Consider the following 25,191-nt stretch of genomic DNA (forward strand, 5'->3'; position numbering starts at 1 on the left):
TTCCTTTCCCAGAAACTGTTAACGACCAAGCGCGGTGGTGCCAGCGTCGGCGTATTCAGCCTTCGCGTGCTTCACCCACTTGGCGAAATCTTCCTTGGACATGACTTCCACCGCGATCGGCATGAAGGCATGGTCCTGACCGCACAGTTCAGAACACTGGCCGTAGAAGGTGCCGATATCATCGGCTTCGAACCAGGTCTGGTTAAGACGGCCCGGAATGGCGTCCAGCTTCACACCGAGGGACGGAACCGCCCAGGAGTGAATGACGTCAGAACCGGTGATCTGAAGACGGATCTTGGTATGGACAGGAACAACAAGGCGGTAGTCAGGGTCCAGAAGACGGTTCTGGATTTTGACCGGATGCCCCAGGAACTTCGACAGCTCAGTCTCGTAACCCGCCATTTCTTTCGGGTTCTTGAAAGCGCTGTTCGGTACAACGGAAGCCGTGAACTCGATACCACCCTGGTCAGGGTAGTTATAGGTCCAGTTCCACTGGTTGCCGGTCACACGAATGGCAAACTCGGTATCGGGCACGACGTCCTGATAATAGAGCAGCGGGATCGACCAGAAGCCAATGAAGACCAGAATGCCGATCGGCACGACCGTCCAGATGAATTCGATGAGAGTGTTGTGGCTGGTCTTGGACGGTTCCGGGTTCTTTTTCTCGCGATAGCGATACATGACCCAGAAAACCAAGAGAAAGACAAAGACGGCGATGACCGAGATGATCCACAGAAGAAGCATGTGGAAATCGTCAATCTTCGCGGCTTGCTCGTTCATCGGGGTCTGTAGCCAGACACCCCCGTCGTGCGCCATGCCCTTCACTCCATCGGCCAGCGCGCCAACCGTAAGACCGAAAACGGCCACAAGAGAGGCCATCATTCCGGCGGTAAGCCTTTTGACGTTCATAGTTCTGCTTTCCTTTTTTCCTACCCCTACCCGGGCAGTCGAACCTCAATTGCCCCCGCAACCGATGTCCGACATTTCGATCTTTGGCCAGTTGTCCGCCAGCCCCGATCGATAATAATGCGCGCCAGTTATACCAGAGGATAGCTCAGGCTCAAGTATGTGAGCACGCATCTTGCCATTTTTCTGCCACAAAATTCTATTTTTCGGCATCATATCTTGTCAACGGCAACACAGAGTACCATGGTTAGGCTAACTACTGCGCATCCCCTGCGGCCTTTTGACGCACAGGGGCAGAATGTCACCCTTAGGAGTATGCCATGACGGATGCGGCATCGTCGCTGAATTTCTTTTTCACAGACTCGGACCTGGACGAAAAGCGTACGGAAACCCTTGTCTCAGAGGCTCTTGAGGGCATGGAGGATGGGGAGCTTTACCTCGAAAGCACCCAATCCGAATCCTTCAGCTTCGACGATGGCCGCCTGAAGGCCGCCAGCTTTGACTCCAGTCAAGGATTCGGGCTCAGGGCCGTGCTGGGGGACTCCACCGGCTATGCCCATTCGAACGAACTCTCCGAAGATGCCATCAAACGGGCGGCAAATACCGTCCGCGCGGTCAAAACCGGCAGCTCCGGCAGCATGAGTCTCGCGCCCGCGCGCACCAACAAGCAGCTCTATACCGACGAAAACCCGCTCCTCGGCATCGACTTCGACCGCAAGGTTTCGCTCCTTGGTGAGATTGACGCTTTCGCCCGCGCGGCCGACCCGCGGGTAAGACAGGTCAGCGCCAGCCTGCTCGGCAGCTGGCAGGCGGTGGAGATCATCCGCGCCGACGGCCACCGGGTGCGGGATATCCGCCCGCTCGTCCGGCTCAATGTCTCCGTTGTCCTCGGCGAAGGCGACCGGCAGGAAAGCGGCTTCGACGGCGCGGGCGGCCGGCGCGACTATGACTTCCTGTTCGGCGAAGACCAGTGGCAGGCGCAGGTCAATGAAGCGATCCGGCAGGCCAGCGTGAACCTGGAAAGCGTGGACGCGCCTGCGGGCGAGATGACCGTCGTCCTCGGCCCGGGCTGGCCCGGCGTGCTGCTGCATGAAGCGGTCGGCCACGGCCTGGAAGGCGACTTCAACCGCAAGAAAACCTCGGCCTTCGCAGGCCTTCTGGGCGAGCGCGTGGCTGCGCCCGGCGTGACGGTGGTCGATGACGGCACCATGGATGCCCGGCGCGGGTCGCTGACCATCGATGACGAAGGCACGCCGACCGAACGCACCGTGCTGATCGAAGACGGTATCCTCAAGGGCTATATGCAGGACCGGCTGAACGCGCGCCTGATGGGCATGAAACCCACCGGCAACGGCCGTAGGCAAAGCTTCGCCCATTCGCCGATGCCGCGCATGACCAACACCTTCATGCTCGCGGGGGACAAGGACCCGGCCGAAATCCTCGCCAGTGTCGAGGACGGGCTCTATGCCGTCAATTTCGGCGGCGGGCAGGTGGATATCACCTCCGGCAAGTTCGTCTTCAGCTGCACCGAGGCCTACCGGGTCAAGGGCGGCAAGATCCTGCACCCGGTGAAGGGCGCGACGCTGATCGGCAACGGCCCCGATGTCCTGAAGCGCGTGTCGATGATCGGCAACGACCTTCAGATCGACCACGGCGTCGGCTCGTGCGGCAAAGGCGGCCAGACCGTCCCCGCCGGTGTCGGCCAACCGACCCTCAGGATCGACGGCCTCACCGTCGGCGGCACCGCGGGTTAGGCTTCCACGCGGCGGCCACTGAGACGGGCGCTGAGCCAGAAGGCCAGCGCCCGGATGAGGAGCGGGACGAAGGTAACAAGCGCCATGATCCATATCCACTTCATGCCCGGACCATGACCTGTGATCAGATAGCTACTGATCAGATATTGCAAAGGACCGATCATTAACATCAGCATCAGGATGAGCATACAGCCGATGACCTGCCCGAACGGCGGAGCCTTGAAGTACTTCCCATAGACATATCCACTTCCACAGCCCATCAACAGGCCAGCTGCAATGCTAATAGTTATTCCAAACACGGGAATGGCCCAATGAGACGCTGATCCGGCCATGAGAAACCGCCAAGGCACACCAGAAGTAAGGGCGGCCACTGTGATGACATCACTAAGCCGTTCAGCAAGAACAGACGCAGCAGCAAGCCCCGCCAGCACAGAAAACCAGTTTTGTACGAAAGTCTGGAACCCGCTCTGTTTCTTCACTATGCCTTCAGCACTCTCATCGGCAGCATCAGGTTCACGGAAAGGCCAGTAGATCATGAGAGCCAAGGCATAGCCACCCGCCATGTAAGCGACATAGATAAATGCCGCGCTGAAAGGCTGAGTGACATAATAAGCGTTGGCATGATGCATCCCGGCTGCTGCCGCCTCAGCGCGATAGACAGAGGCTTGGATTCGGTTCAGCCAAATCCCAGCCAGCTTCATGCCAAGGTCAAATAGCAAGAAAGCCGCCACCATCCAGAAACGGAAGCCGCGCCATAGAAAAAGCACTAACAACAGGACTGTCAGTGCCCCCAATGACATCAACCCTAAACTCACCCATTCCGAAGTAAAATCCGGTAAAGCAAAAGCTTGCCAGCCAACGGACAAAAGCCTCTGTACGAACTGCACCAGCAACCATGCGCCTGCCCAGACACCGAATACGGTGATAAGGTCTTTCCGATGTTCCATAATCCCCCCTAAATCGATGCGCGCCTGCCCGGTTGCCCGCCCGGACCCGCATGACGCGCCTTGACGGCCAAATAGACAACCAAAGGTCGCGCTTGTCCAGTGTGCTGCGCGATCCCGCTTTCCGCTTGCTTGCCGCCGTGGTACGCTTGCCGTGGGATCGAGTGACAGATGAGGTAGAGCCGAGCGACGATCTTGACTGGATTCACCACCTTTTCCGATGGCCAGACCGTCAGGGGCCTGAACTTGAGAAGCCAGGCTGAGGAAGTCTCGCTTCAGGCCGCAAGACAGCTTGAGCCCTTCACCCTGCCCGTCAGGCTCCATGACATGTGGACCGCCCTCCCCGGCACGCCGCCGAACGCGACATCGGTCACGCCGTCCTGGCTGGGGCGCGAGCTGTTACCGCTTATGTATATCGTCGAGGTTCTGGACGGTGGCGCCGACTTCCGCTGGCGCCTGTTCGGCACCGAACATACGCTCCGCTACGGCGCGGAAGCCACCGGAATGCGGCTGAGCGACGCCGCGAAGCGTGACACCAGCGCCCGCGACAGCCTCACCTTCGCCCGCCGGGTTTACGCAACCGGCGTGCCTTGCTTCTATGTCACGGACTTTTTCGGCGAGTTGGGGCTGATCAAACGCTCCTACACCGTCATCCTGCCGCTTCGGGGGCCGGACGGGACCGTCAGCCGGCTGTTCGGCTGCGCCTCCTGGGAAAAGCCTTAAGCCGGGGAACAAGCCCGGCTGGGGCGCCTATTCCTGTCAGGCCTCGACGCTCTGGTCCGGCAGCCCCGCCCCGATATCCAGATAGCGGAACTTCTGGGACAGATGCACTGTATCATGCCGCTGGGCAATGGTCGACGGGCGGACATGGTGCAGATCGCGCAGGTGGACCATCACCTGCATCACGATGAGAGGCTGGCCCAGGTCATCCGGCAGGACAGGCACGCTCGCCCCGACAAAATCAACCGTATCGATAGCGGGGGTGGTCCAGACTGCGGCAGCCGGCTGTTCCGCCACGTTCAGAAGCCTCCTGGCCCGCATATCCCGGTCGGCGGGCGCCGTCAGTTCATAGTAATTCTTTCCCGTGAAGTCCACGCCGTAGAAATCCTGAAGCAGGCTGCCTGCATAGCGAAAGACGATGCGGTCGAGCCCATACATGTCGAGAAGCATGCAGCCACTCATCAGGTGGGGAATTTCGCCTGGCTTGATCTGGCTGCGTTTCGGCACAAGCGCCTCGCCGCGCCAGCGGTGCCAGGCATCGAAAAAGTCCCGAATCTGCTGATGATCCGCGAAATCCGGAAACTCGGTGACGGGTTCATATCCCTTCGTGGGCATCTCGTCCTCTTCCCCCCGTGCCCGCACCACAAGGTCTAGCGTATGGCACAAAGACAAGATTGGCCTATTTCTGCCTTTTTAACAAGCATCCACGGTCTTTCCCGGGTCTTATAGGACAAATCGCATGTGTCCCATTTTGGCAAAGGAGGATGTGCCATATTGGTGCTTGATCCTACGGTCAAGATAGACGAGGCTTAAGGTCTTCTAAGACTAAGAGGGGTCACGAACCAAACCGTGGTTAAGTTTTTCATTTTATCGAGCCTTCTGGCTGCCGCATCGCTGGCGGCTGGCGCGGATGATGCCGTGCCTACAGCCTTGGCCGTAACCTATTATCATTACCCGCCCAAACTGCGGGTCGAGGGGGACAAACCGACCGGGCCTTACGCCGAGGGGGTCGAACGCATCGTCGCCAAAGCCGGGCTGAAGATCGAATGGCTCAAATCCACGATCAACGAAGAAGCCCGGATGCTGAATGACGGCCGCCGCAGCTTCTGCACCACGGGCCGCTACTATACGGCTGAACGCGCCAAACACTGGACGTTCCTGCCCTATCTGTTCGACAAGATCCCGGCCGACGTGGTTGTCACCACCCAGGAAAAAGCCCCGGCCCTCAAGGCGCACGGCACCATGGCGTCTGTCGTCCGGGACCCGAAACTGATCGGCACCCTGCTTGGCAGCGGCATCTACGGCGGCGGTATCGATACCGTCGTCCGCTCATCCCCGCCCTGGATATACCGGGACGGCAAAACCGATTTCCAGCTCATGCATATGGTCGCCGCCGGCCGCGCGCATTATGCCATCGTGCCCGAAGACCAGTGGCAGATCGCCCGCAAGCACGACCCTAACCTGGCGAAACTGGTCATGTTGCCGGATCTCGGCACGCTGCCGCCCACAAACCTGTATCTGGTGTGCAGCCACGGTGTCACGCCCGCGACGATCAACCGGCTGGATCAGGCCATGCAGGACCTGGGCTACAGGTATCACAGCCTGACAAACTGAAAACGGGGCCCGAAGGCCCCGTTCCCGAAATCATCTGAGAGCAGCCCGGCGGTTTACCCGACCAGCGCCGCCTCGGTCTTCGCCTTGACCTCATCGAGCGTGACGTCGGGCGCCAGCTCAACCACCTTGAGGCCCCCTTCGACAATATCGAACACCCCGAGGTTTGTGATGATGCGGTCGACCACGCCCGCGCCGGTCAGCGGCAGCGTGCAGGCCTTCAGAAGCTTCGCCTCGCCCGCCTTGTTGGTATGGTCCATGATCACGACAACGCGCTTGACGCCCGCCACCAGGTCCATGGCGCCGCCCATGCCCTTGACCATCTTGCCCGGGATCATCCAGTTGGCCAGATCGCCGTTTTCAGCCACTTCCATGGCGCCGAGGATCGAGAGGTCGATATGACCGCCGCGGATCATGGCGAAACTGTCAGCGGATGAGAAATAGCTTGAGGTCGGCAGTTCAGTGATCGTCTGCTTGCCGGCGTTGATAAGGTCGGCGTCTTCCTCACCCTCATACGGGAACGGGCCCATGCCGAGCATGCCGTTTTCGGACTGGAGCGTCACATCCATATGGTCCGGGATATGGTTGGCCACCAGGGTCGGGATACCGATGCCGAGGTTGACGTAGAAGCCGTCCTGCAGTTCACGGGCGGCGCGTGCCGCCATCTGGTCACGATCCCAAGCCATTATGCAGTCTCCCTTTTGCGGGTGGTGCGCTGCTCGATGCGTTTCTCGAACGTGCCTTTGATGATGCGCTGCACATAAATGCCCGGCGTATGGATATGGTCCGGGTCGATCTGGCCCGGTTCGACCAGTTCCTCGACCTCGACCACCGTCACCTTGCCGGCCGTCGCCATCATCGGGTTGAAGTTGCGCGCGGTTTTCCGGAACACTAGGTTGCCCTCGGTGTCGGCCTTCCAGGCCTTGACGAGGGAAACGTCCGCCTTGAGGCCGGTTTCCATGATGTAGGTTTCGCCGCCAAACTCCTTGTGTTCCTTGCCTTCGGCGATCAGCGTGCCGACGCCGGTCTTGGTATAGAAGCCCGGAATACCGGCGCCGCCCGCGCGGATGCGCTCGGCCAGCGTGCCCTGCGGGTTGAACTCAAGCTCCAGCTCACCGGCGAGATATTGGCGTTCGAACTCCTTGTTCTCGCCAACGTAGGAGCTGACCATCTTCTTGATCTGCTTGGCGCCCAGAAGGATGCCGAGGCCGAAATCATCGACACCGCAGTTGTTGGAGATGAAAGTCAGGTCGCGCGTGCCCGCCTTATGGACCGCAGCGATCAGATTTTCCGGAATACCGCACAGGCCGAAACCGCCTGCCATCATGGTCATGCCGTCGAACAGCAGACCGTCAAGCGCCTCTACGGCGCTCTCGTAAACTTTGTTCATCGCAAGCTCCCGCTTGTAAATTTGGACGTCCACCAGTCCGGCTGCACAAGTCAGCTTCCCCACACCGGCAACCGGTTTGGCATACCGCTTGTTAGTTTCACATGCAACAAATTGTTAGCCTGTCAAGCCGCAGATTTCCCTGCCCAGTGGGTCATAATTCCTTGTATGGGTCATCTTGAAGCCATTGTTAAGCCACATTATATTGATCCTATAAATAGACAAAACGTATGGCGCCGCATGGCGGCGTCACACATAAAGACAGCGATCGGAGAAAACGCCATGCTGCGCATCCTGTGCCAGCTTATCGGCAGCGCATTTTGCCTTGTCGGCCTTGTGGGTATGCTCACCCCCATCCCCTTTGGGCTTATCCTTTTTGTCATCGGGCTGATGTTCCTGATCCCGACGACACCGTCTGTCACCCGCAGCGTGCGCTGGGCCCGGGGCCGTTCGGGCCTGTTCGACCGCAGCATGCATGCCGTCACCCGCCGCGCGCCTGCCCCTTACCGCCGCGTCCTGCGCCGGACGGAAGTCGGCGGCACCGACTGGTAAGCCTTCCTCCTGATACGGCTAAGTCTTCCCCCTTATACTGACAAATTTTGTCAGGATGGCTATGGTAGGTCCTTCTTCGTCACACAAGCGAGGAGGACACCATGACCAACCTGACCCTGTATGCCTTTCCGACCGCACCGGGCTTTTTCAACCTGAGCCCCTTCTGCGCCAAGGCAGACATCCTGTTGAAACTGAGCGGGCTCGACTACCGGACTGACATGCCGGAGGACTTCAAGGCACTGCCGAAGGGCAAGTTGCCGGTATTGAAAGATGGCGACACGCTCATCCCGGATTCGGAACTGATCCGCCTTTACCTGGCGGAAAAGTACGGCAAAACGCTCGATGACGGCATGGATGAAACCCGCAAGGCCACGGGCCATGCGCTCTGCCGCATGCTCGACCACCGCACCCATCTGTCTCTGATGTGGACACGCTGGGTAGATGATGCCGGGTGGGCACAAACCAAGCCGCTGTATTTTTCAGAGGCGCCCGAGGGGCTGGCTGATATGTCGCGCGGCCTCGTGCGACAAAATCTAGATGGCACCGGCTTCAGCCGCTTCAGCGACGCCGAGCGGTTGGCCTTTTTCCAGGCCGACCTTGAAGCGGCCGATACGCTGATCGGCGATCGCGCCTTTTTCGGCGGGGACCAACCCTGCTATGTCGATGCCTCCCTGTTCGGCCATATCGCCAACTATTATGCCAGCCCAATCAAAAGCTGGACGACTGCGGAGGTAGCCAAACGCCCACGACTGGTCGCCTATATCGAGCGCGGTTTGGCGCTCTGGTACCCAGATGCCGCTGCCATGATGGCCGGCGCCGCCGAATAGCACCCGCCATCAAAAACAAGAAGGCCCGGACAGTCACCTGCCCGGGCCTTCTTCATTCTTGAAGGACGAAAAGCCTCAGTCTTTGGCAACTTTGGCGGCGGCGATGCCGGCTTCGATGAGCGCAGCGGCCTTTTCCGGGCCTTCCCAGCCTTTGACCTTCACCCATTTGCCAGCTTCGAGGTCTTTATAATGCTCGAAGAAGTGAGTGATCTGGTCGAGGAAGATTTTCGGCAGCTCTTCATAGCTCTGCACGTCCTTGTGGAACGGGTGCAGCTTGTCGACCGGGACCAGGAGGAGCTTCTCGTCCATGCCGGCTTCGTCTTCCATGATCAGCACGCCAAGCGGGCGGCAGCGGACAACCGCGCCCGGCATGATCGGCGTGTGGTTGGCGAGGATAACGTCAACCGGGTCGCCATCATCCGCCAGCGTGTGCGGGATGAAGCCGTAGTTGCACGGGTAACGCATGCTGGTGTGCATGATACGGTCGACGAACAGCGCGCCCGAATCCTTGTCCAGCTCATACTTCACAGGTTCGGTGCCCGCCGGAACCTCGACGATGACATTGACGTCCCAGGGCACATTGTGGCCGACGGAAATCTTGGTGATATCCATGGGGGTACTATCCTTTACACGAAGGGTGGGGAGAACCCTTTTACCCGGCTAGTGTGACACCTGTCCTGCAATCAGGGCCAGGAACACGATCCAGCCAAACAAAATGTTCGAACGAAATATTTTTAAGCAGACGGCTGAATTGTCAATGTCAACCCGCACCACCTGTACGGCGAGGTGTAGCCCCGCAAACGCGATGACGATGTAATAGATTCCGCCGAGCTTTGCAAGGATTCCTGCGGCGATCAGCGAGATAAAGAACAGGCCATAGAAGACGGCGAGCGCAAGCCGGGTATGACGCCCGAGCGCAAGCGCGGTGGACTTGACGCCGATGAGCACGTCATCCTCCTTGTCCTGGTGGGCGTAAACCGTGTCGTAGCCCAGCGTCCAGAAGATGCCGCCGATATATAAAATCACCGCGGGCCAGCCGATTTCGCCGCGTACGGCCACCCAGCCCATCAAGGCACCCCAGTTGAAGGCGAGGCCCAGGAACAGCTGCGGCCAGTAGGTCACGCGCTTCATGAACGGGTAGATGGCGACGAGTGCCAGCGAAGCGATGCCGGTCAGGATCGCAGGCACATTGAACTGGATGAGGACAGCGAGCCCGATCAGGCTTTGGAACACGAGGAAGCCCCAGGCGCCCTTCACCGTCACCTCGCCCGCCGGGATCGGCCGGCTTTTGGTGCGTTCGACCGCGCCGTCGAAATCCCGGTCGACGATATCGTTATAGGTACAGCCCGCGCCGCGCATGGTCAGTGCGCCGATGCCGAACAGCACCATGAGCCACAGATGCCAGAGCGAAAAACCGAGCGTTGAGGCCAAGGCGACAGACCACCAGCACGGCCACAACAGCAGCCAGGCCCCGACCGGACGGTCCAGCCGCGCGAGCTTCAGGTATGGCCGCCAGTGTGTCGGCGCGTGCCTGTATACCCAGCTGCCTTCAACGGCGTCCGCCGTTACCACCACCTGTTTCGGATCAGCCACTGTGCTTAGTCCTTCTTAACCGGGTTGCCGTCTTCATCCACGACGCCAGCCGCCATCAGCCGCGCCTTCAGGGGCTCAAGCCCGTCCGCGTAGCGCCGCCATTTGCCGACAGAGCTGGTGTAAACCGCCTGCCTGACCTGCGCCGCACTCGCGGTCGTGGAGGCCTTGTCATTCTCGGACGGCTTGAGGACCGCGTCTTCCCACTGAAGGCCGCACCAGTCGAGAATGCGGTGCGCCTCAGCCTCGGTATCGCGGACCACGTCCTCATAATGCACATCGAGAATGGCGCCGGGCATCACCGTGTGCCAATGCGCCATCATCCGCTGGTAGGCTGCATAATAGGTCGCGAGCTCATCGAGGTCGTAGGAGAAGCTGTAGGACCGGTGGAACAGCGTCTTATAGACCGCATAGCAGCTGTCCATCGGGTCCCGCACCAGATGGATGATGCGCGCGTTCGGCAGCGCCTTCTTAATCAGCCCGCAATAAAGGAAATTGACCGGCATTTTATCGACAAACACCGGCGCACCGTGCACGGCATCCCGCGCCCCGGCGATATAATCCTGCCCGAGCGCGGCAAAATCGGTCTTGAGCGAAGCCTCGACCATATTGGCGCCCCGGCTTGGGTCCGCCGCAAGCTCAGCCTCCACCCGAAGGGACAGGACGCGGGCGAAATCCGGCAGCTCACCTGCCGAGGTAACCTGGCTGTGACGGCCGAGCATCCGTTCCACCAGCGTGGTGCCCGTGCGCGGCATCCCGACGATGAAGATGGCGCCTTCGTCCGCGCAGCCTGCGGTTTTCGCCTGCATGGCCTTCTTGGTATAGGCCTTCGCGATCGCCTCCATGGCGGCGCATTCAGGGGCAACATCATAGCGCATCGACGCGCGCTTCATGTCCGCCCCGGCCTTGAGCGCAGGGAAGGATTTTTCCACGTCACCCAGATCCTCATATTCCTTGGCAAGGGCATAATAGGCGCTGGCTTTTTCCTCACCGTCCGGCAGGACCTTCAGGCGGCGTTCCAGGTCCCCGACATGGTTCTCGGCCTTGGTCTGCCGCTTGAGGATCGAGCGCAGATAAAGCGCCTGCCCGCTGCCCGGCTGTTTCTTGAGCACCTCATCGAGGTTTTTCTCGGCCCCCACGGGGTCCCCGAGGAAAAACTGCGCCGTCGCCATATCGAACATGAGCGCCGGGTTGCCCGGTGCGGCCTTGAGCGCACGCTTGATAAAAGGCCGTGCGCCCGCCGGGTCGTCGCTCTGGCTGAAAAGCTGGCCGACCGCCTGCAACGCCTGCGCATCCTGCCCCGCATGGGCCGCTGCTTCGGTTGCCGCCGCGCGCGCGTCCGTCCGGCGGCGCATGGCCAGCAAAATCTGGGCTTTGCGGAACATAAGCTGGAACTGGCCGGGGTCGGCCTTGATCGCGGCCTCGAGAAAGCGCAGGGCGTCGTCCGTGCGGCCATAAGCCGCCCGGGCTTCCGCCGCGAAATAGAGCACATGGGCATGGCCGCGGTGGCTTGCTACAAGGCTATCCGCCAGCCGGACGGCATCCGCCGCCCTGCCCTGGCGCAGAAGGTCAAACCCCTGCCCGATCGCCTGCCTGAGGGCCATTTCCTGCTGCTGCGTCTGAACCATTAAATGCCTTTCCGCCTGTCCGTGCCCCCTACCTAGCCGATGCCGCGCGCCAGATAAAGAACGCAGTTGCGCCGAGGCTGTTTCTTGACGCTCCACACTCGGCTTGACAGCAAGGCCGCCGCACAACACCCTAGCGGCCAATTTTTCATAGAGTCAGCGGTATATCATGAGCCTCACCTTCACCCCCCTTGCCGACCTTGCCGAAGCGCCGATCCTCGCGCTCAATAACGCGCATGAGAAGGAAACCTCTTATCTCAGCCTGGAGAAATACCGGCAGATGGTGGCGGCAGCCTTTTATGCCAAAGGGGTCGCGCCCGCCGATGCCTACCTGATCGCCTTCGACCAGAACGGCGCTTACGACAGCCCCAATTTCCTGTGGTTCAAGGACCGCTACGCGCGCTTCGCCTATATCGACCGCATCGTCACCGCACCCGAGGCCCGCGGCCGGGGGCTGGCCCGCGCGCTTTACGAGGACCTGTTCGCCCAGGCCCGTGCGGGCGGCCACACGCTTGTCGGCTGTGAGGTGAACAGCGACCCGCCCAACCCGGGCTCGGACGCCTTCCACGCCAAGCTGGGGTTCGAGGAGGCCGGCAGCACGCTTCTTGCCAACGGCAAAACCGTGCGCTACTTGGTCAAGTTCCTGTAGGCACACGGACCCGAGACCCATGAGCGATAAAATCCATATCCGGCTTTATGTTGAAGACAGCCTGCCCGGCGGCGGCATTTTAACGCTCGCGCCCGACCAGTCCCATTATCTCGGCAATGTCATGCGCGCGAAGGCGGGGACCCCGGTCGCCCTTTTTAACGGGCGCGACGGTGAATGGGCCGCCGAGGTCGCCGAGGTTCAGAAAAAAGCCGTCACCCTGCGCATTGACCGCAAGATCAAGGAGCAACGCGCCGAGCCCGACCTGTGGCTGGTGTTCGCGCCCATCAAGAAGGCGCGCCTCGATTTCATCGCCCAGAAGGCGACGGAGCTGGGGGTCAGCCACCTCGCCCCCGTCTACACCCGCCGCACGATTGTCGACCGGGTCAAGACCGACCGGCTGGGGGCCAATGCCATCGAGGCCGCCGAGCAGTGCGAACGCCTGAACGTGCCCACCATCGCCGAACCGGTGAAGCTCGATAAACTGCTGGCAGACTGGCCCGCAGACCGCCGTATCATGTTCTGTGATGAGGACCTTTCCGGCCAATCGGCCCACACCGCGCTTGCGGCCGCCGCCGACAAGGCGGACCCCGGCAAATGGGCGATCCTGATCGGCCCCGAAGGCGGGTTTGACGATACCGAGCGCAAAATGATCCGCGCGCAGGAGAATGTCACCGTCGTCTCGCTCGGCCCTCGTGTCCTCCGCGCCGACACTGCGGCCATGGCCGCCATCGCCCTGTGGCAATCCGCCCTCGGCGACTGGTAAGCCCCATCATTTTACGATTCCGCCTGTCGCCAGCATGAGCTTCCAGCCCATGGGCGGCAGGAATGATTTTATGCTATATCCTTTGGTTTAGCAGAAAATATATTTTACACTAAACCGCATTTCATTCGAACTTCGAAAACAATTATCACAGAAACATTGGTATCATATCCCACATATCGTGACTTCACCGAACTAGTGGACCTGATGCCATGCCCAAAGACAGTACCGTTTCCCTGCACACCTGCGGCGACCTGACCCGGCTGATTAACGAAGCCGAGGCCCTGACCTGCGCGGTGAATGAAACGGACCACAGGGCCGCGGTCGCGAGCCTCATGCGCCTGGCGCTGCCCCATGTCGGCATCCCGGACTTTTCCGACACCCCGGTGAACGATGGCGGCTATGCCCGCAAGATGCTGCATATCCATCCGCACGGGCATTTCTCCGTGCTCGCCGTTCGCTGGATGCCCGGCGCCAATACACCCGTTCATGGGCATAACGCCTGGGGCTGTGTCGGCGTGCTGGAGGGCGAGATCGGCTGCGAAACCTATTGCTGCCGCGAAGACGCCTGCGAATGTTCGATGGCGTTCCTGAGCTCGACCGGCCTAATCCGGGCGGGGGCCGGGGCTGTCGCCACGGTGGGCGCGAACCCAGAAGGCATCCACCGGCTTTTCAACCCGACGGAGAAGGAAGCCATAACCCTTCATATTTACGGCATGGACCTGTCCCGAGACCCGCTGGCGATCAACGTTCCTTACCAGCACTAATGTCTGAGAACAGAAATTCTGGCGTCACGCCCGCGTGATAGCATATTTACTTTTCTTGCTTAGTCCCTATCTAGGACCTACTTTCACTGATCAATAAGGTTCAAGGGACACCTGCCATATGTCCAGCCCAAGCGCTGATAGCGACGCTCGCGTCATCGAATCGAAAGCCCAGCTTGTCGAATTCCTCGAAACCGGCGTCCGGCCTGACCGGAGCACCTGGCGTATTGGGTCCGAACATGAAAAGTTCGTATTCCACCGCGGTGACCATGCGCCCCTGAGCTACACCGGCGAAAATGGCCGCCCCGGCATCCGTGATGTCCTGACGGCCTTCGTCTCGCGCGGCTGGCTGCCGATCGAGGAAGACGGCAACCTGATCGCCTGCGTGAAAGACGGCGCCTCAATCACGCTGGAACCCGGCGGGCAGTTCGAGCTTTCAGGCGCCCCCTTGGAGACGATCCACCAGACGTGTGACGAAACGTCCTCGCACCTGCGCATCGCCAAGGAAATCGGCGAACAGCTGAACATCGGCTTCCTCGGCCTCGGCTTCCACCCGACGTGCACGCGGGAGCAAATCCCGGTCATGCCCAAGGGCCGCTACGGTATCATGCGCGCCTATATGCCGAAGAAGGGCAACCTCGGCCTCGACATGATGCTGCGCACCTGTACCGTGCAGGTGAACCTGGATTTCGCGTCCGAAGCCGACATGGTGGAAAAATTCCGCCTCGGCCTCGCGCTGCAGCCGCTTGCGACCGCGCTTTTCGCCAACAGCCCGCTTAAAGAGGGCAAGCCCAACGGCATGAAAAGCTATCGCAGCCATGTCTGGACCGACACGGACCCGGACCGCTGTGGCATGCTGCCCTTCGTCTTCGAAAGCGGCATGGGGTTTGAGCGCTGGGTCGACCATGTTCTCGATGTCCCGATGTATTTCATCCGCCGGGGTGGCCGTTATATCGATGCCTCCGGCCAGTCCTTCCGCGCCTTCATGAAGGGCGAACTGCCCGCGGCCCCCGGCGAATTGCCAACCATGGAGGACTGGAAGGACCATATGACCACGCTGTTCCCGGAAGTCCGCCTCAAGACGTATCTTGAAATGCGCGGCGCCGATGGCGGCCCCTGGTCGCGCCTCTGCGCCCTGCCCGCCTTCTGGACCGGGCTTCTTTATGACGCCGACGCCCAAGCCGCCGCGCTCGACCTGATCAAAGGCTGGTCGATTGAGGACATGGCAGCCATGCGGGACAATGCGCCCAAGCTGGGGCTGGAGACCAAGGTCGACGGCCATGGTGACTTCATGGGGCTCGCACGGGAAGTGCTGACCATCGCGGACGCAGGCCTCAAGAAACGCGGCAAGCTCTCCACTTCGGGCGAGACCGAGCAGGGCTTCCTCTCGAGCCTGTGGGAAAGCGTGAACACCGGCATGACGCCCGCGGACCAGATTCTCGCCAGCTATAATGGCGAGTGGGACGGCGACGCCGACCGCGTGTTCGACGCCCTCAGCTACTGAGGACCCCGCCTGCGCTTACAGAAAGCGCAGGAAGTTGATAACCCACATGAGGCCGAGGCTCGCAAGCCCCAGCACCGCCGCCCACATAACGGCGATGGGCCAGCCGCTGAAGCGTTTGCGGCCTTCCTCATAATAGCTGTCGCACTGCAGGCAGTGGTACCAGCGCTCATTCTTGCCGGACTGAAGCTTGAGGCCCGGGATCAGGGTCGGCACCTTCCCTTCATAGGGATGCACGCGGGTGGAGCCGCAGTGGTGACAGCTCAGCTCCTCACCGTCCTCATCGAAGCGGTGCGGCTGCATGGCACGCGGCAAGGTCACGACATTGCCGAGAATGGCGTCCGCCTTAGGCTTATCCACCGCGCGGACATAAAGGTCGACCGACACCGCGTGGCCCGTCATCCCGGACACCGCCGATTCATTGACGAGGAACACCTGCAGGCCCTTGCTTTCAAGGAGCGAGCGCAACAGCTGAGCGTCCGCACCTTCAAGCCCGGTCCTTAGCGCAACCAGCCGGTTGCCATCCATGAGCGCAGTGCCGCCCGCCTTCTCAGTCATACCTTCACTCCCAACAGCGCCAGGGGTTCTCAGCCCTCAAGGCCGGTATCGAATCCGTCGATCGACCGGGCATTCTTCTCAAGCCTGTAGGCCTGAAGCCCTTCCGGCCCTTTGCTGACCGCCCATTTCTTGAGCGTCTGCCGCTCACCCTTCAACTCCATCTCCGGCACGGCATAGCCACAGCTCGTCTGCACGCTGTCGACCTCGATAAGGATGATCTGCCGTGCGCCCGGTATCTCCGGAAAGGTGCCCTTCATCTCATCATACGCTTCCGTGCCCGGCCGCACCACCCGCCCGTGGCCATAAAGCCGCAGGATCAGCGGGTTGCGGCTGAAGCTGTTGAACATCACGGTGATGCGCCCATCCCGGATGAGATGCGCCGAGGTTTCGTTGCCGCTGCCCGTCACATCCAGATAGCCGCACAGGTTGGGGCCGAGGACCCGGAAACAGTCCATGCCCTTGGGGCTTAGGTTGATGCGCCCGTCAGACGCCGCCGTCGCCGTGAAGAACATCGGCTGCGCCTCGATGAAAGCTGCATGTTTCTCCGTGATATGGTCCGTAAAATCCGCCATGGCCGCCACCTTTCTTCGCATGAAAGCCCGATACTAGCTCCGTGTCGGCCAAATGCCACCGATAAAGCCATCTTCATAAATATGTGACACAATCAAGGTATGACACGCCGCCGGGGATGCCTGAACGTCAGGCCAGCCGGGAAGCGGAGTGACGGCGTATGAGACGCTATCGACATATCCTGAGATGGCTGGCGCTGCCGGTGGGTGCCCTGATGCTGGTGCTGGGCGCTATCACCCTGCCGCTCCCCATCCCGACCGGCCTGTTGCTGATTGCGGCGGGGTTGGGCGTCATCGCCTTCAACCCGCTTATCCTCCGGTGGATCAAACGCACCCGCAAGCGCTTCCCGCACGCCAACCACAAGATCCGGCAGGTCACGCCGCACCTGCCCGGCTTTTTGAAGCGTATCCTGACACGGACGGACACACGCCCTCGTTAAGCCCTTACTAGCTTTCCGCTTGCCGAACGATGGCGGGGACGGCACTCTCGCCCGAGACAGACCTCATGGAGAGACAGGCGATGGTGACCCTCCGCCCTTACCGCACAGATGACTGGCCCGCCGTCCGGCGCATTTATGCCGAAGGCATCGAAACCGGCATCGCCACCTTCGAGACCGAGCCCAAGCCCCAGCAAACCTGGGAGGGCAAAAGCGTGCCCGGCAGCCAGCTTGTTGCGGAAGAAGACGGTGACGTCATCGGCTGGGCGCTGTTGTGGCCGGTCTCCGACCGCTGTGCCTACCGGGGCGTGGCCGAGGTCAGCGTCTATATCGCCGCATCTGCCCGCGGCCGCGGGGTCGGCAAGGCCCTTCTGACCGCGCTTAATGGCCTGAGCGAGGAACTGGGCATCTGGACCCAGCAGGCCGGTATTTTCGCGGAAAACACAGCTTCCATCGGCCTCCATGAAGCCTGCGGCTACCGCCTTGTCGGCATCCGGGAGCGGCTCGGCTGCCTTGATGGCCGCTGGCGCAACATCGCCTTCATGGAACGGCGCAGCACCGTCGTGGGGGTGTGACACGCACCAAATCAGGGAACTCTATATATTTATAGTTGCCTAATCCGAATGTTCTTCTTATGTTCCTTATGGAGCTATGAGGGGGGACAGTATGAAACGGCATCTACTCGCATTTTTGCTTCTTTGCGCCTGCGCGCCTCCGCTCACGGATATTGAGCGGAGCCACATGCAGGAAGTCCTGCCCAAATATCAGGCCATGTCGCTTGAGGAGTTGCGTGCCATTGACACCACCTTGCTCGATGGCGGCCAGCAAGTCGCTTTCAAGAAAGCGCTCAGGGAAGCTGAGAAGCAGCGCCGAAAAGAAGAGCGCGCCGAACGCAAACGCCTGGCGCAGGTGATCAAAGCCTATAAATATACTGACATCCGGCGGTCGCCCTATGAGCGGGACATCCGGGTTTATGGTCGCAGCATCAGCGAGCTGTTTTCCATGACGGATTCATCCTGGTACCTTGCTGCTTCCTTCGGCCCTGACGGCGCGAGCTTCGAAGTCATCTATACGGTCGATTATAATAATTTCGACTATAACCGCACGCCGGACGACCCGCCGCCCCAGATCACCCCAGGCAGCTGGCGCATTTATAACCGGGCGAGCTTCTATGGCGGCGAACCGGCAGCCATCAATAATACCCGCCAGTCAGACAGCGGCTGCGACAAGGTCCAGTGTGACTTTGAGGAAACCGTGTGGATCGACCTGCCCTACAGCAAGATCATCGAAGCCCTTGAAAATGGCGGCGATATAGACCTGCGGGTTGTCGCCCGGTCAGGCGACAAGGATTACATCACCATCTCGCATGGCGACCTTGTCGGCTATATCCGCAGAATCCATGACGAGCTGGGTTATTTCAAGGAAGCGACAGCCAGGTTCCCGGAATTGCGGGAACCCCTGCCGATCAAATAACGGCGTCTTGCGCCCCAAATACGGTCGTGCCGCACCGGCCATGGGCCGGGCGCTAGACGCTGCCTTTCTTTTCGACCACCAGCACCCGTGCGGGGCCATTGGGGTGGGCGACATGTTCATCCCCGGGCTCAGCCAGGCAGATGTCGCCCGCCTCAAGCCGCCTGACATGCTCGTGCCCGTCCGCACGGTAATGCATGTCCACGACCCCACTCAGCACCACGAACACTTCCGCGCCGTCATTGACGTGCCATTTATAGGGTTCGTCGGTCCAATGCAGACGCACGCTGGCGCCTTCGATCTCTGCTATATCGAGCGCATCCCAGGCGCGGGACGCCGTAAAGGCGGCCGGATCGGTGAATTTCATCGCTATCGTCCTTCCTATAATTTTCGCCGCGTACCATCCTTCGGTCACGGGGACTTGCCATGCATAGCAGGGGGCGCTAGCGTGCGCGACATCATCTGCAGTCATAACCGAAATAAGAAGCACCATGAACACACGCTCCGGCACAGGTATCCTCCAGGTGGCGTTCGGCCATCAGTATCTTGAAGAGGCCATCCAATCGGCCAAATCCGCCAAGGCCATGATGCCCGACACGCCGATCGCCCTTGTGGCGGACGCAACCAGCCCCGAGGCCGACGCCCTGTTCGACCAGGTCATTATTCTGAAGCCGGAGACCCCCGACATCCCGGAGAAATTCTGGGGCTTCTACAACAAAGTATGCGGCCTTCAGGCCTCCCCCTTCGTCCAGACCCTGTTCATGGATGTCGATATCCTCTGCGTCTGCGATGTGGCGGAATGCTTCACCATGCTGGAAAAGAAGACCATGCTGGCCGTGCCGGTTCCGCCACGGGATCGCGGCCGTGACAGCTTCGCCACCGCGAACCCGCTGCCGCCGATGAACACCGGCGTCCTGGGCCTTAACTTCGACAAGCTGCCGGACGATTTTTTCGAGGTATGGAAACAGCTTTATATCGACCAGTGCCCGGACAGTGAGGACCAGAATTTCGGTGACCAGTCAGTCTTCCGCAAGCTGGTGTGGGACCTGAACATCGACCTGCTGCTTCTGGATTACGCCTATAATTTCCGCTTCTCGAAACCCGCGCTTTTCAGTGGCCCGGTGAAGCTGCTGCATGGCCGCGCTTCCAACGCCGCCTATGTCGGGAATTTCATCAATATGACGACGGCCCCCCGGTTTTACCTGCCGGCAACCGCGCTTCTGGCCCAAGACCAGGAAACCCGGGATTGGATCGTCTACCCCTATGATGCCCCCAGGGAGCCAAGCCGCTTCAGCACACTGACCTTCGCCGATGCCTTTTTGCTGCTGGCCCAGGACAACGGTCTCGATTCCAAAGCCGCAGAGGAAGCGTTCAACACCCTGAAAGCCATGCAGACGGCCTAAGGGCGCCTGATCATCCTCAGCCCATTTTCGGGCGGCTTTTGGATTTGGTCGTCCGCGTGCCGGGGCGGCCACCGGTCGCCCGCCCCTTGGGCTTGACCCGGGAATCCGGAATGCCGAGCTCGCCTGCTTCAAGATGGCGGATTTCATCACGGATGCGCGCGGCTTCCTCGAATTCCAGGTTTTCGGCGGCTTCGCGCATCTTTTTGTCCAGGCTTTCGAGGTGCGTCTTGAGGTTCGAGCCGACAAGGTGCTTGGCCTCGGTGCCCATCTCGATGGTGACATAGTCACCCGAGGTCGCGTGCTGGATGATATCGCCGATATGCTTCTTGATGCTTTCGGGCGTGATGCCGTGCTCGACATTATAAGCCATCTGCTTCTCGCGGCGGCGGCTGGTCTCATCCATCGCCACTTTCATCGAGCCGGTGATCTTGTCGGCATACAGGATAACCCGGCCTTCCACATTCCGCGCGGCACGGCCGATGGTCTGGATGAGCGAGCGTTCCGAGCGCAGGAAGCCTTCCTTATCGGCGTCCAATATGGCGACGAGCCCGCATTCCGGAATGTCGAGACCTTCGCGCAGGAGGTTGATGCCCACGAGCACATCGAAGGCGCCAAGCCGCAGGTCGCGGATGATCTCGATCCGTTCCAGCGTGTCGATGTCCGAGTGCATGTAGCGGACCTTGATGCCGTTTTCGTGCAGATATTCGGTGAGGTCTTCGGCCATGCGCTTGGTCAGCGTGGTCACCAGCACGCGCATGCCCTTTTCGGCCACGCGGCGGGCTTCGTGCATCAGGTCGTCCACCTGGGTGTCGACCGGGCGGATGTCGATCTCCGGGTCGATAAGGCCGGTCGGGCGGATCACCTGCTCGGTGAAGACACCGCCGGTTTGCTCCAGCTCCCAGTTGCCCGGGGTGGCCGAGACATAGACGGTCTGCGGCCGCATGGCGTTCCATTCCTCGAACTTTAAGGGGCGGTTGTCCATGCAGCTCGGCAGGCGGAAGCCATAGTCTGCCAGCGTGCTTTTGCGCGCGGCGTCGCCCCGACTCATGCCGCCGATCTGGCTGACGCTGACGTGGCTTTCATCGACGAAAAGCAGGGCGTTATCCGGCAGATACTCAAACAGGGTCGGCGGTGGGTCCCCCGGCGCGCGGCCGGTCAGGTAGCGGCTGTAGTTCTCGATGCCCGCGCAGGCGCCTGTGGCCTCCATCATCTCAAGGTCAAAGCGTGTGCGCTGCTCCAGCCGCTGGGCCTCAAGGATGCGGCCGACGCTTTCATAATATTTCAGCCGTTCCTTCAGCTCGTGCTTGATGCCCTTGACCGCCTGGTCGAGCGTCGGCCGCGGCGTGACATAGTGGCTGTTGGCATAGACCTTCACGCTTTCCATCGCGCTGATCCGCTCACCGGTGAGCGGGTCGAACTCGACAATTTCCTCGATCTCGTCACCGAACATCATCAGGCGCCAGGCCCGGTCCTCATAGTGGCTTGGGAAAATGTCGATGGTGTCGCCGCGCACCCGGAAGGTGCCGCGCTGGAAGGCGGCGTCGTTCCTTGTGTACTGCATGGCGACCAGCCGCCTGAGAAGCTCGCGGTTGTCGATACTGCCACCCTGCTTCAGCGTCAGCGTCATCGCCGTATAGGTTTCGACCGAGCCGATGCCGTAGATGCAGGACACGGACGCCACGATGATGACGTCGTCCCGCTCCAGCAGCGCGCGGGTGGCCGAATGGCGCATCCGGTCGATCTGCTCGTTGATCGTGGCTTCCTTCTCCACAAAGGTATCGGTGCGCGGGACGTAGGCCTCCGGCTGGTAATAGTCATAGTAGGAAACGAAATACTCGACCGAGTTCTCCGGGAAGAAGGCCTTGAACTCACCGTAAAGCTGGGCTGCCAGCGTCTTGTTATGCGCGAGGATGAGCGCCGGGCGCTGGGTCGCCTCAATCACCTTGGCCATGGTGTAGGTCTTGCCCGAGCCGGTGACACCGAGGAGAACCTGATCCCGTTCCTTGTGCTTGATGCCTTCGACCAGCTCCTTGATTGCCTGCGGCTGGTCGCCCGCCGGCTCGAACTCCGACTCCACCTTGAAGGCAATACCGCCTTCCGATTTCTCCGGCCGGTCGGGCCGATGGGGGACAAAGGGCACATTTGCGCCGTCGGGGATCATGCTCTTCTCCGGATCAGGATTGGGGCCGCCTGGGGAGGCCCTTGTTCACGTTCGCCACACTGGCGCGTTCACCCTTTGTTTTCAAGTCACGAATGCACACGGGAGCGGCGGATTAAGTGCATATAATTTAATCACTGTATATTTTTTAATCTGATAATAGAGCGCCCGCTAGGCAGCTCAATAAATGTTTTCTTTAATTTCAAGTACTTAACAAATTCATTCCAGCTGGCACACCCCTTGCTTTTTATGAGGTGCTTTTTAGAAACACGCCAAAACAAAGGCTCTCTTTTGGAGGAAACCATGCCCATCAAATCTTCCCTTACGTCAAGAGTCAGATTTGCCCTTGCAGCCACGGTCGCCATGAGCGCCCTCTACGCCCCGGCCGCCAGCGCTGAAGACGACGGCCCCGTCAGCCTGTCGGCCAACGTCGCTTTCGCAACCGAATACCGCTTCCGCGGCCTGTCGCTCAGTGACCACGACCCGGCGCTGCAGGGCGGTCTCGATGTCTCGACCAAAAGCGGCTTCTATGTCGGCACCTGGGGCTCGTCGATCCAGCCTTACGGCGGATCCGAACTCGAAATGGACATCTACGGCGGCTACAAACACGACTGGAACGGCATCACCTCGGATATCGGTGTCCTTGCCTATACCTACCCGGGGTCGAAGCACACGCATTATATTGAAGGCTACGGCAGCTTTTCTGGCACCGCAGGCATCGTCAACTGGAAGGTTGGTGCCGCCTATGTCTGGAGCCAGGCCAACACCGGCAACCAGGACAATATCTATCTGTACCTGAACGGTGACGCGCCGATCGCCGACACGCCCTTCTCGATTGCAGGCCATATCGCTTACGAAAACGGCGCCTTCGCCGACAAGAAGTGGGACTGGAGCATGGGCGTCGCCTACGCCTACAAACAATACACGCTGTCACTCTCCTACGTAGACACCAACCTTAACGACGCCACCACGGACGGCATCGGCAAGGCCACGGTTGTCGGGATGCTGTCAGCCAGCTTCTAAGGACCAAATACCAACCGCGTACCGGCGGTTCTCAGACACATCGCCGCCGGTACGCGTATTTAGAAGAAAGCAATAACTGAAATAAATTTTTTAATTGACTCTCTAAAACAACATGTATTTATAATGTTAATGAAACAAAGACTAAGTAATATGAAGTAAATATAGAGAGAAAAAGGAGGACTGTTAGAAACAAATACTGAACCATAAATGCCATAATCCTTCCCAGGTATACCCTTCCCAGGTAAAAAACCTTCCCAGGCATTTACGGTTCACCTATCCCTCCCTGGCTTGCCGGCACGGTGCCGACCTTCACCTTGCCGGTAAGCCATCCCAGGGACCGGTCCTAAAAACCGGAAAGCGGGCACAGGTAGGGAGCTTTGAAAGAACCGATTTATTTGTTCATTCAGAGCCTGCGGTATTGGTCAATTTCGGACTAGCCAACGGCAAAATGGACGACTACCGACGGACACTTACCCTTCCCAGGTAACAGACCTTCCCAGGTGTCCCGAGGTATCCCTCCCCTGGCTTACCGGCACGGTGCCGACCTTCACCTTGCCGGTAAGCCATTCCCATTTCTGGGCCCCTGCAAGTAGCCACCAACCAACCGATTCGCGAGACTGATTGCCCCACGTGAGTTCGGTGAGTTTTTTCTGCCGAGTCGCTTAGATGTTTTTGCGTCAAGTCCGCCTGTCGCTGCCAACAAATCATTGCGGGGGCAAGGGGCTGGCCCTAAGCTCGGGCCAAGCTTTCCACATCGACCACAGGGGTTCCCCATGTCTTTCCTGTCCGCATCGCTTGACCGTATCAAACCTTCGCCCACCATCGCCGTCACCACCAAGGCCCTTGAGCTCAAGGCCGCGGGCAAGGATGTCATCGGCCTCGGGGCGGGCGAGCCGGATTTCGATACGCCGGATCATATCAAGGACGCCGCGATTGAGGCCATCCGTGCGGGCGACACCAAATATACCGCGGTCGACGGCACGCCTGCGCTCAAGCGCGCGGTGGTCGAGAAATTCCGCCGGGAAAACGGCCTCGCGTATGACGTGAGCCAGGTGACGGTGAACGCGGGCGGCAAGCACACCATCTATAACGCCATGGTCGCGACCCTGAACCCGGGCGACGAAGTGATCATCCCCTGCCCATACTGGGTCAGCTACCCCGATATCGTGCTGCTCGCGGGCGGGACGCCGGTGTTCGCGCCGTCCTCCGCCGCGACCGGCTTCAAGATAACGCCGGAGGGGCTCGAAGCCGCGATTACGCCCAAGACCAAATGGCTGATTTTCAACTCGCCCTCCAACCCCACCGGTGCCGCCTATTCGGAAACGGAGATCGTCGCCCTCGGCGAGGTGCTGAAGCGCCACCCGCACGTCCATATCTTCGCCGACGATATTTACGAACACCTCGTCTATGACGATTTCAAATTCACCACCATCGCCGCCGCCGTGCCGGAGCTGTTCGAGCGCACGCTGACCATGAACGGTGTCGCCAAGGCCTATGCCATGACCGGCTGGCGCATCGGCTTCGCGGGCGGGGACCAGAAGCTCATCAAGGCCATCGCCAAGATACAGTCCCAGTCCACCTCCAACCCCTGTTCGATCAGCCAGGCTGCGGCCGTTGCGGCACTGACGGGCCCGACCGATTTCTTCCAAGAGCGCGCCGCCATCTTCCAGGACCGCCGCGATATGGTGTGCAAGCTTCTCAATGAAGCCGAAGGCATCACCTGCTCGGTGCCGGAAGGCGCTTTCTATGTTTACCCGTCGATCGAAGGCAGCATCGGCAAGAAAACGCCTGCGGGCAAAACCATCGAAAGTGATGGCGATTTCGTCAGCTACATCCTCGAGGATTATGGTGTGGCGGCCGTGCACGGCGAGGCCTTCGGCCTGAGCCCGCATTTCCGCGTGTCCTACGCCACCTCGACCGAGGCGCTCCAGAAGGCCTGCGCGCGCATCCAGGATGCCTGCGCGGCGCTGAAATAAGACCGCC

At 60.2% G+C, this 25,191-nt stretch carries 27 protein-coding genes; 15 read left to right on the forward strand and 12 right to left on the reverse strand.

Translation table 11 applies throughout. The features are described 5' to 3' along the window. Nucleotides 1–18 precede the first annotated feature (18 nt). Nucleotides 19–909: a cytochrome c oxidase subunit II gene (gene coxB, locus K6118_RS01040; protein ID WP_247118267.1), complete on the reverse strand. Its 891-nt coding sequence runs from the start codon at nt 907–909 to the stop codon at nt 19–21. A gap of 317 nt (nt 910–1,226) precedes the next feature. Here coxB and tldD point away from each other — a divergent pair, with 317 nt between their 5' ends. Further along, on the forward strand, nt 1,227–2,660 hold the full coding sequence (tldD, locus tag K6118_RS01045) for a metalloprotease TldD (protein ID WP_247118268.1): 1,434 nt from the start codon (nt 1,227–1,229) through the stop codon (nt 2,658–2,660). Here tldD and K6118_RS01050 read toward each other — a convergent pair. Further along, nucleotides 2,657–3,607, reverse strand: coding sequence for a hypothetical protein (locus K6118_RS01050; protein WP_247118269.1), 951 nt, complete (start codon nt 3,605–3,607; stop codon nt 2,657–2,659). The two genes, tldD and K6118_RS01050, sit on opposite strands and share 4 nt — an antisense overlap. A 192-nt stretch (nt 3,608–3,799) precedes the next feature. Between K6118_RS01050 and K6118_RS01055 the strand changes: the two genes are divergently transcribed. Continuing rightward, nucleotides 3,800–4,327, forward strand: coding sequence for a PAS domain-containing protein (locus tag K6118_RS01055; RefSeq protein ID WP_247118270.1), 528 nt, complete (start codon nt 3,800–3,802; stop codon nt 4,325–4,327). 36 nt (nt 4,328–4,363) lie between these two features. Here the strand turns inward: K6118_RS01055 and K6118_RS01060 are convergent, their stop codons facing one another. After that, nucleotides 4,364–4,939 (reverse strand): PAS domain-containing protein, encoded by a 576-nt coding sequence (locus K6118_RS01060; protein ID WP_247118271.1) that lies wholly within the window; start codon nt 4,937–4,939, stop codon nt 4,364–4,366. Between the two features lie 234 nt (nt 4,940–5,173). Here K6118_RS01060 and K6118_RS01065 point away from each other — a divergent pair, with 234 nt between their 5' ends. After that, nucleotides 5,174–5,938, forward strand: coding sequence for a transporter substrate-binding domain-containing protein (locus K6118_RS01065; RefSeq protein WP_247118272.1), 765 nt, complete (start codon nt 5,174–5,176; stop codon nt 5,936–5,938). A 53-nt stretch (nt 5,939–5,991) separates the two neighbouring features. On the opposite strand, the gene K6118_RS01070 is transcribed toward K6118_RS01065, so the two are convergent. Beyond that, nucleotides 5,992–6,621 carry a CoA transferase subunit B gene (locus K6118_RS01070; RefSeq protein ID WP_247118273.1) on the reverse strand — a complete coding sequence of 210 codons (630 nt, stop codon included), beginning with the start codon at nt 6,619–6,621 and terminating at the stop codon, nt 5,992–5,994. Next, the gene (locus K6118_RS01075) at nt 6,621–7,325 is read right to left on the reverse strand and encodes a CoA transferase subunit A (protein WP_247118274.1); all 705 of its coding nucleotides are present in this window, start codon (nt 7,323–7,325) and stop codon (nt 6,621–6,623) included. Before K6118_RS01075 ends, K6118_RS01070 begins: the two co-directional genes overlap by 1 nt. Before the next feature lie 279 nt (nt 7,326–7,604). On the opposite strand from K6118_RS01075, the gene K6118_RS01080 reads away from it, so the two are divergent. Beyond that, nucleotides 7,605–7,874 carry a hypothetical protein gene (locus tag K6118_RS01080; protein ID WP_247118275.1) on the forward strand — a complete coding sequence of 90 codons (270 nt, stop codon included), beginning with the start codon at nt 7,605–7,607 and terminating at the stop codon, nt 7,872–7,874. 101 nt (nt 7,875–7,975) lie between these two features. Continuing rightward, on the forward strand, nt 7,976–8,701 hold the full coding sequence (locus K6118_RS01085) for a glutathione S-transferase family protein (protein ID WP_247118276.1): 726 nt from the start codon (nt 7,976–7,978) through the stop codon (nt 8,699–8,701). Nucleotides 8,702–8,776: 75 nt separating this feature from the next. Here K6118_RS01085 and ppa read toward each other — a convergent pair whose 3' ends face one another. Genes ppa through K6118_RS01100 form a run of 3 tightly spaced genes read right to left on the reverse strand, consistent with a single transcriptional unit; the run spans nt 8,777 to nt 11,919 of the window. Next, a complete protein-coding gene (gene ppa, locus K6118_RS01090) occupies nt 8,777–9,313 on the reverse strand; it encodes an inorganic diphosphatase (RefSeq protein ID WP_247118277.1) in 537 nt (178 codons plus the stop codon). Nucleotides 9,314–9,361: 48 nt separating this feature from the next. Next, a complete protein-coding gene (gene ubiA / locus K6118_RS01095) occupies nt 9,362–10,294 on the reverse strand; it encodes a 4-hydroxybenzoate octaprenyltransferase (RefSeq protein WP_247118278.1) in 933 nt (310 codons plus the stop codon). Nucleotides 10,295–10,299: 5 nt separating this feature from the next. Further along, complete coding sequence (locus K6118_RS01100; RefSeq protein ID WP_247118279.1) at nt 10,300–11,919, reverse strand: tetratricopeptide repeat-containing sulfotransferase family protein; 1,620 nt, start codon at nt 11,917–11,919, stop codon at nt 10,300–10,302. A 166-nt stretch (nt 11,920–12,085) separates the two neighbouring features. Here K6118_RS01100 and K6118_RS01105 point away from each other — a divergent pair, with 166 nt between their 5' ends. The 4 genes from K6118_RS01105 to K6118_RS01120 all read left to right on the forward strand — a co-directional run bounded on the left by K6118_RS01105 (nt 12,086) and on the right by K6118_RS01120 (nt 15,593). Beyond that, nucleotides 12,086–12,565: a GNAT family N-acetyltransferase gene (locus K6118_RS01105; RefSeq protein ID WP_247118280.1), complete on the forward strand. Its 480-nt coding sequence runs from the start codon at nt 12,086–12,088 to the stop codon at nt 12,563–12,565. A 19-nt stretch (nt 12,566–12,584) separates the two neighbouring features. Continuing rightward, entirely contained in the window at nt 12,585–13,328 is a 744-nt protein-coding gene (locus tag K6118_RS01110; RefSeq protein WP_247118281.1) for a 16S rRNA (uracil(1498)-N(3))-methyltransferase, read from the forward strand. Between the two features lie 209 nt (nt 13,329–13,537). Further along, nucleotides 13,538–14,092, forward strand: coding sequence for a cysteine dioxygenase (locus K6118_RS01115; protein WP_247118282.1), 555 nt, complete (start codon nt 13,538–13,540; stop codon nt 14,090–14,092). Between the two features lie 118 nt (nt 14,093–14,210). Continuing rightward, nucleotides 14,211–15,593: a glutamate--cysteine ligase gene (locus K6118_RS01120; RefSeq protein WP_247118283.1), complete on the forward strand. Its 1,383-nt coding sequence runs from the start codon at nt 14,211–14,213 to the stop codon at nt 15,591–15,593. Between the two features lie 15 nt (nt 15,594–15,608). Here K6118_RS01120 and K6118_RS01125 read toward each other — a convergent pair whose 3' ends face one another. After that, nucleotides 15,609–16,148 (reverse strand): putative signal transducing protein, encoded by a 540-nt coding sequence (locus K6118_RS01125; RefSeq protein ID WP_247118284.1) that lies wholly within the window; start codon nt 16,146–16,148, stop codon nt 15,609–15,611. A gap of 29 nt (nt 16,149–16,177) precedes the next feature. Next, nucleotides 16,178–16,720 carry a pyridoxamine 5'-phosphate oxidase family protein gene (locus tag K6118_RS01130; RefSeq protein ID WP_247118285.1) on the reverse strand — a complete coding sequence of 181 codons (543 nt, stop codon included), beginning with the start codon at nt 16,718–16,720 and terminating at the stop codon, nt 16,178–16,180. Nucleotides 16,721–16,878: 158 nt separating this feature from the next. On the opposite strand from K6118_RS01130, the gene K6118_RS01135 reads away from it, so the two are divergent. From K6118_RS01135 to K6118_RS01145, 3 genes are all read left to right on the forward strand, one after another. Continuing rightward, nucleotides 16,879–17,157: a PGPGW domain-containing protein gene (locus K6118_RS01135; RefSeq protein ID WP_247118286.1), complete on the forward strand. Its 279-nt coding sequence runs from the start codon at nt 16,879–16,881 to the stop codon at nt 17,155–17,157. Nucleotides 17,158–17,237: 80 nt separating this feature from the next. Continuing rightward, complete coding sequence (locus K6118_RS01140) at nt 17,238–17,729, forward strand: GNAT family N-acetyltransferase (RefSeq protein WP_247118287.1); 492 nt, start codon at nt 17,238–17,240, stop codon at nt 17,727–17,729. A gap of 91 nt (nt 17,730–17,820) precedes the next feature. Next, the gene (locus K6118_RS01145) at nt 17,821–18,627 is read left to right on the forward strand and encodes a hypothetical protein (protein WP_247118288.1); all 807 of its coding nucleotides are present in this window, start codon (nt 17,821–17,823) and stop codon (nt 18,625–18,627) included. Nucleotides 18,628–18,679: 52 nt separating this feature from the next. Here the strand turns inward: K6118_RS01145 and K6118_RS01150 are convergent, their stop codons facing one another. Beyond that, nucleotides 18,680–18,991, reverse strand: a complete 312-nt coding sequence (locus tag K6118_RS01150; RefSeq protein ID WP_247118289.1) for a cupin domain-containing protein — start codon at nt 18,989–18,991, stop codon at nt 18,680–18,682. A gap of 124 nt (nt 18,992–19,115) precedes the next feature. Here K6118_RS01150 and K6118_RS01155 point away from each other — a divergent pair, with 124 nt between their 5' ends. Then, nucleotides 19,116–20,027: a glycosyltransferase family protein gene (locus tag K6118_RS01155; RefSeq protein WP_247118290.1), complete on the forward strand. Its 912-nt coding sequence runs from the start codon at nt 19,116–19,118 to the stop codon at nt 20,025–20,027. A gap of 16 nt (nt 20,028–20,043) precedes the next feature. Here K6118_RS01155 and uvrB read toward each other — a convergent pair whose 3' ends face one another. Next, complete coding sequence (gene uvrB, locus K6118_RS01160; protein WP_247118291.1) at nt 20,044–22,188, reverse strand: excinuclease ABC subunit UvrB; 2,145 nt, start codon at nt 22,186–22,188, stop codon at nt 20,044–20,046. Nucleotides 22,189–22,488: 300 nt separating this feature from the next. Here uvrB and K6118_RS01165 point away from each other — a divergent pair, with 300 nt between their 5' ends. Both K6118_RS01165 and K6118_RS01170 read left to right on the forward strand, forming a co-directional pair. After that, the gene (locus K6118_RS01165; RefSeq protein WP_247118292.1) at nt 22,489–23,208 is read left to right on the forward strand and encodes a TorF family putative porin; all 720 of its coding nucleotides are present in this window, start codon (nt 22,489–22,491) and stop codon (nt 23,206–23,208) included. A gap of 773 nt (nt 23,209–23,981) precedes the next feature. Continuing rightward, nucleotides 23,982–25,184, forward strand: coding sequence for a pyridoxal phosphate-dependent aminotransferase (locus K6118_RS01170; RefSeq protein ID WP_247118293.1), 1,203 nt, complete (start codon nt 23,982–23,984; stop codon nt 25,182–25,184). The last annotated feature ends 7 nt before the right edge of the window (nt 25,185–25,191 follow it).

It is taken from the genome of Kordiimonas marina, from assembly GCF_023006325.1.
In the GTDB taxonomy this organism is placed as follows: Bacteria; Pseudomonadota; Alphaproteobacteria; order Sphingomonadales; family Kordiimonadaceae; genus Kordiimonas; species Kordiimonas marina.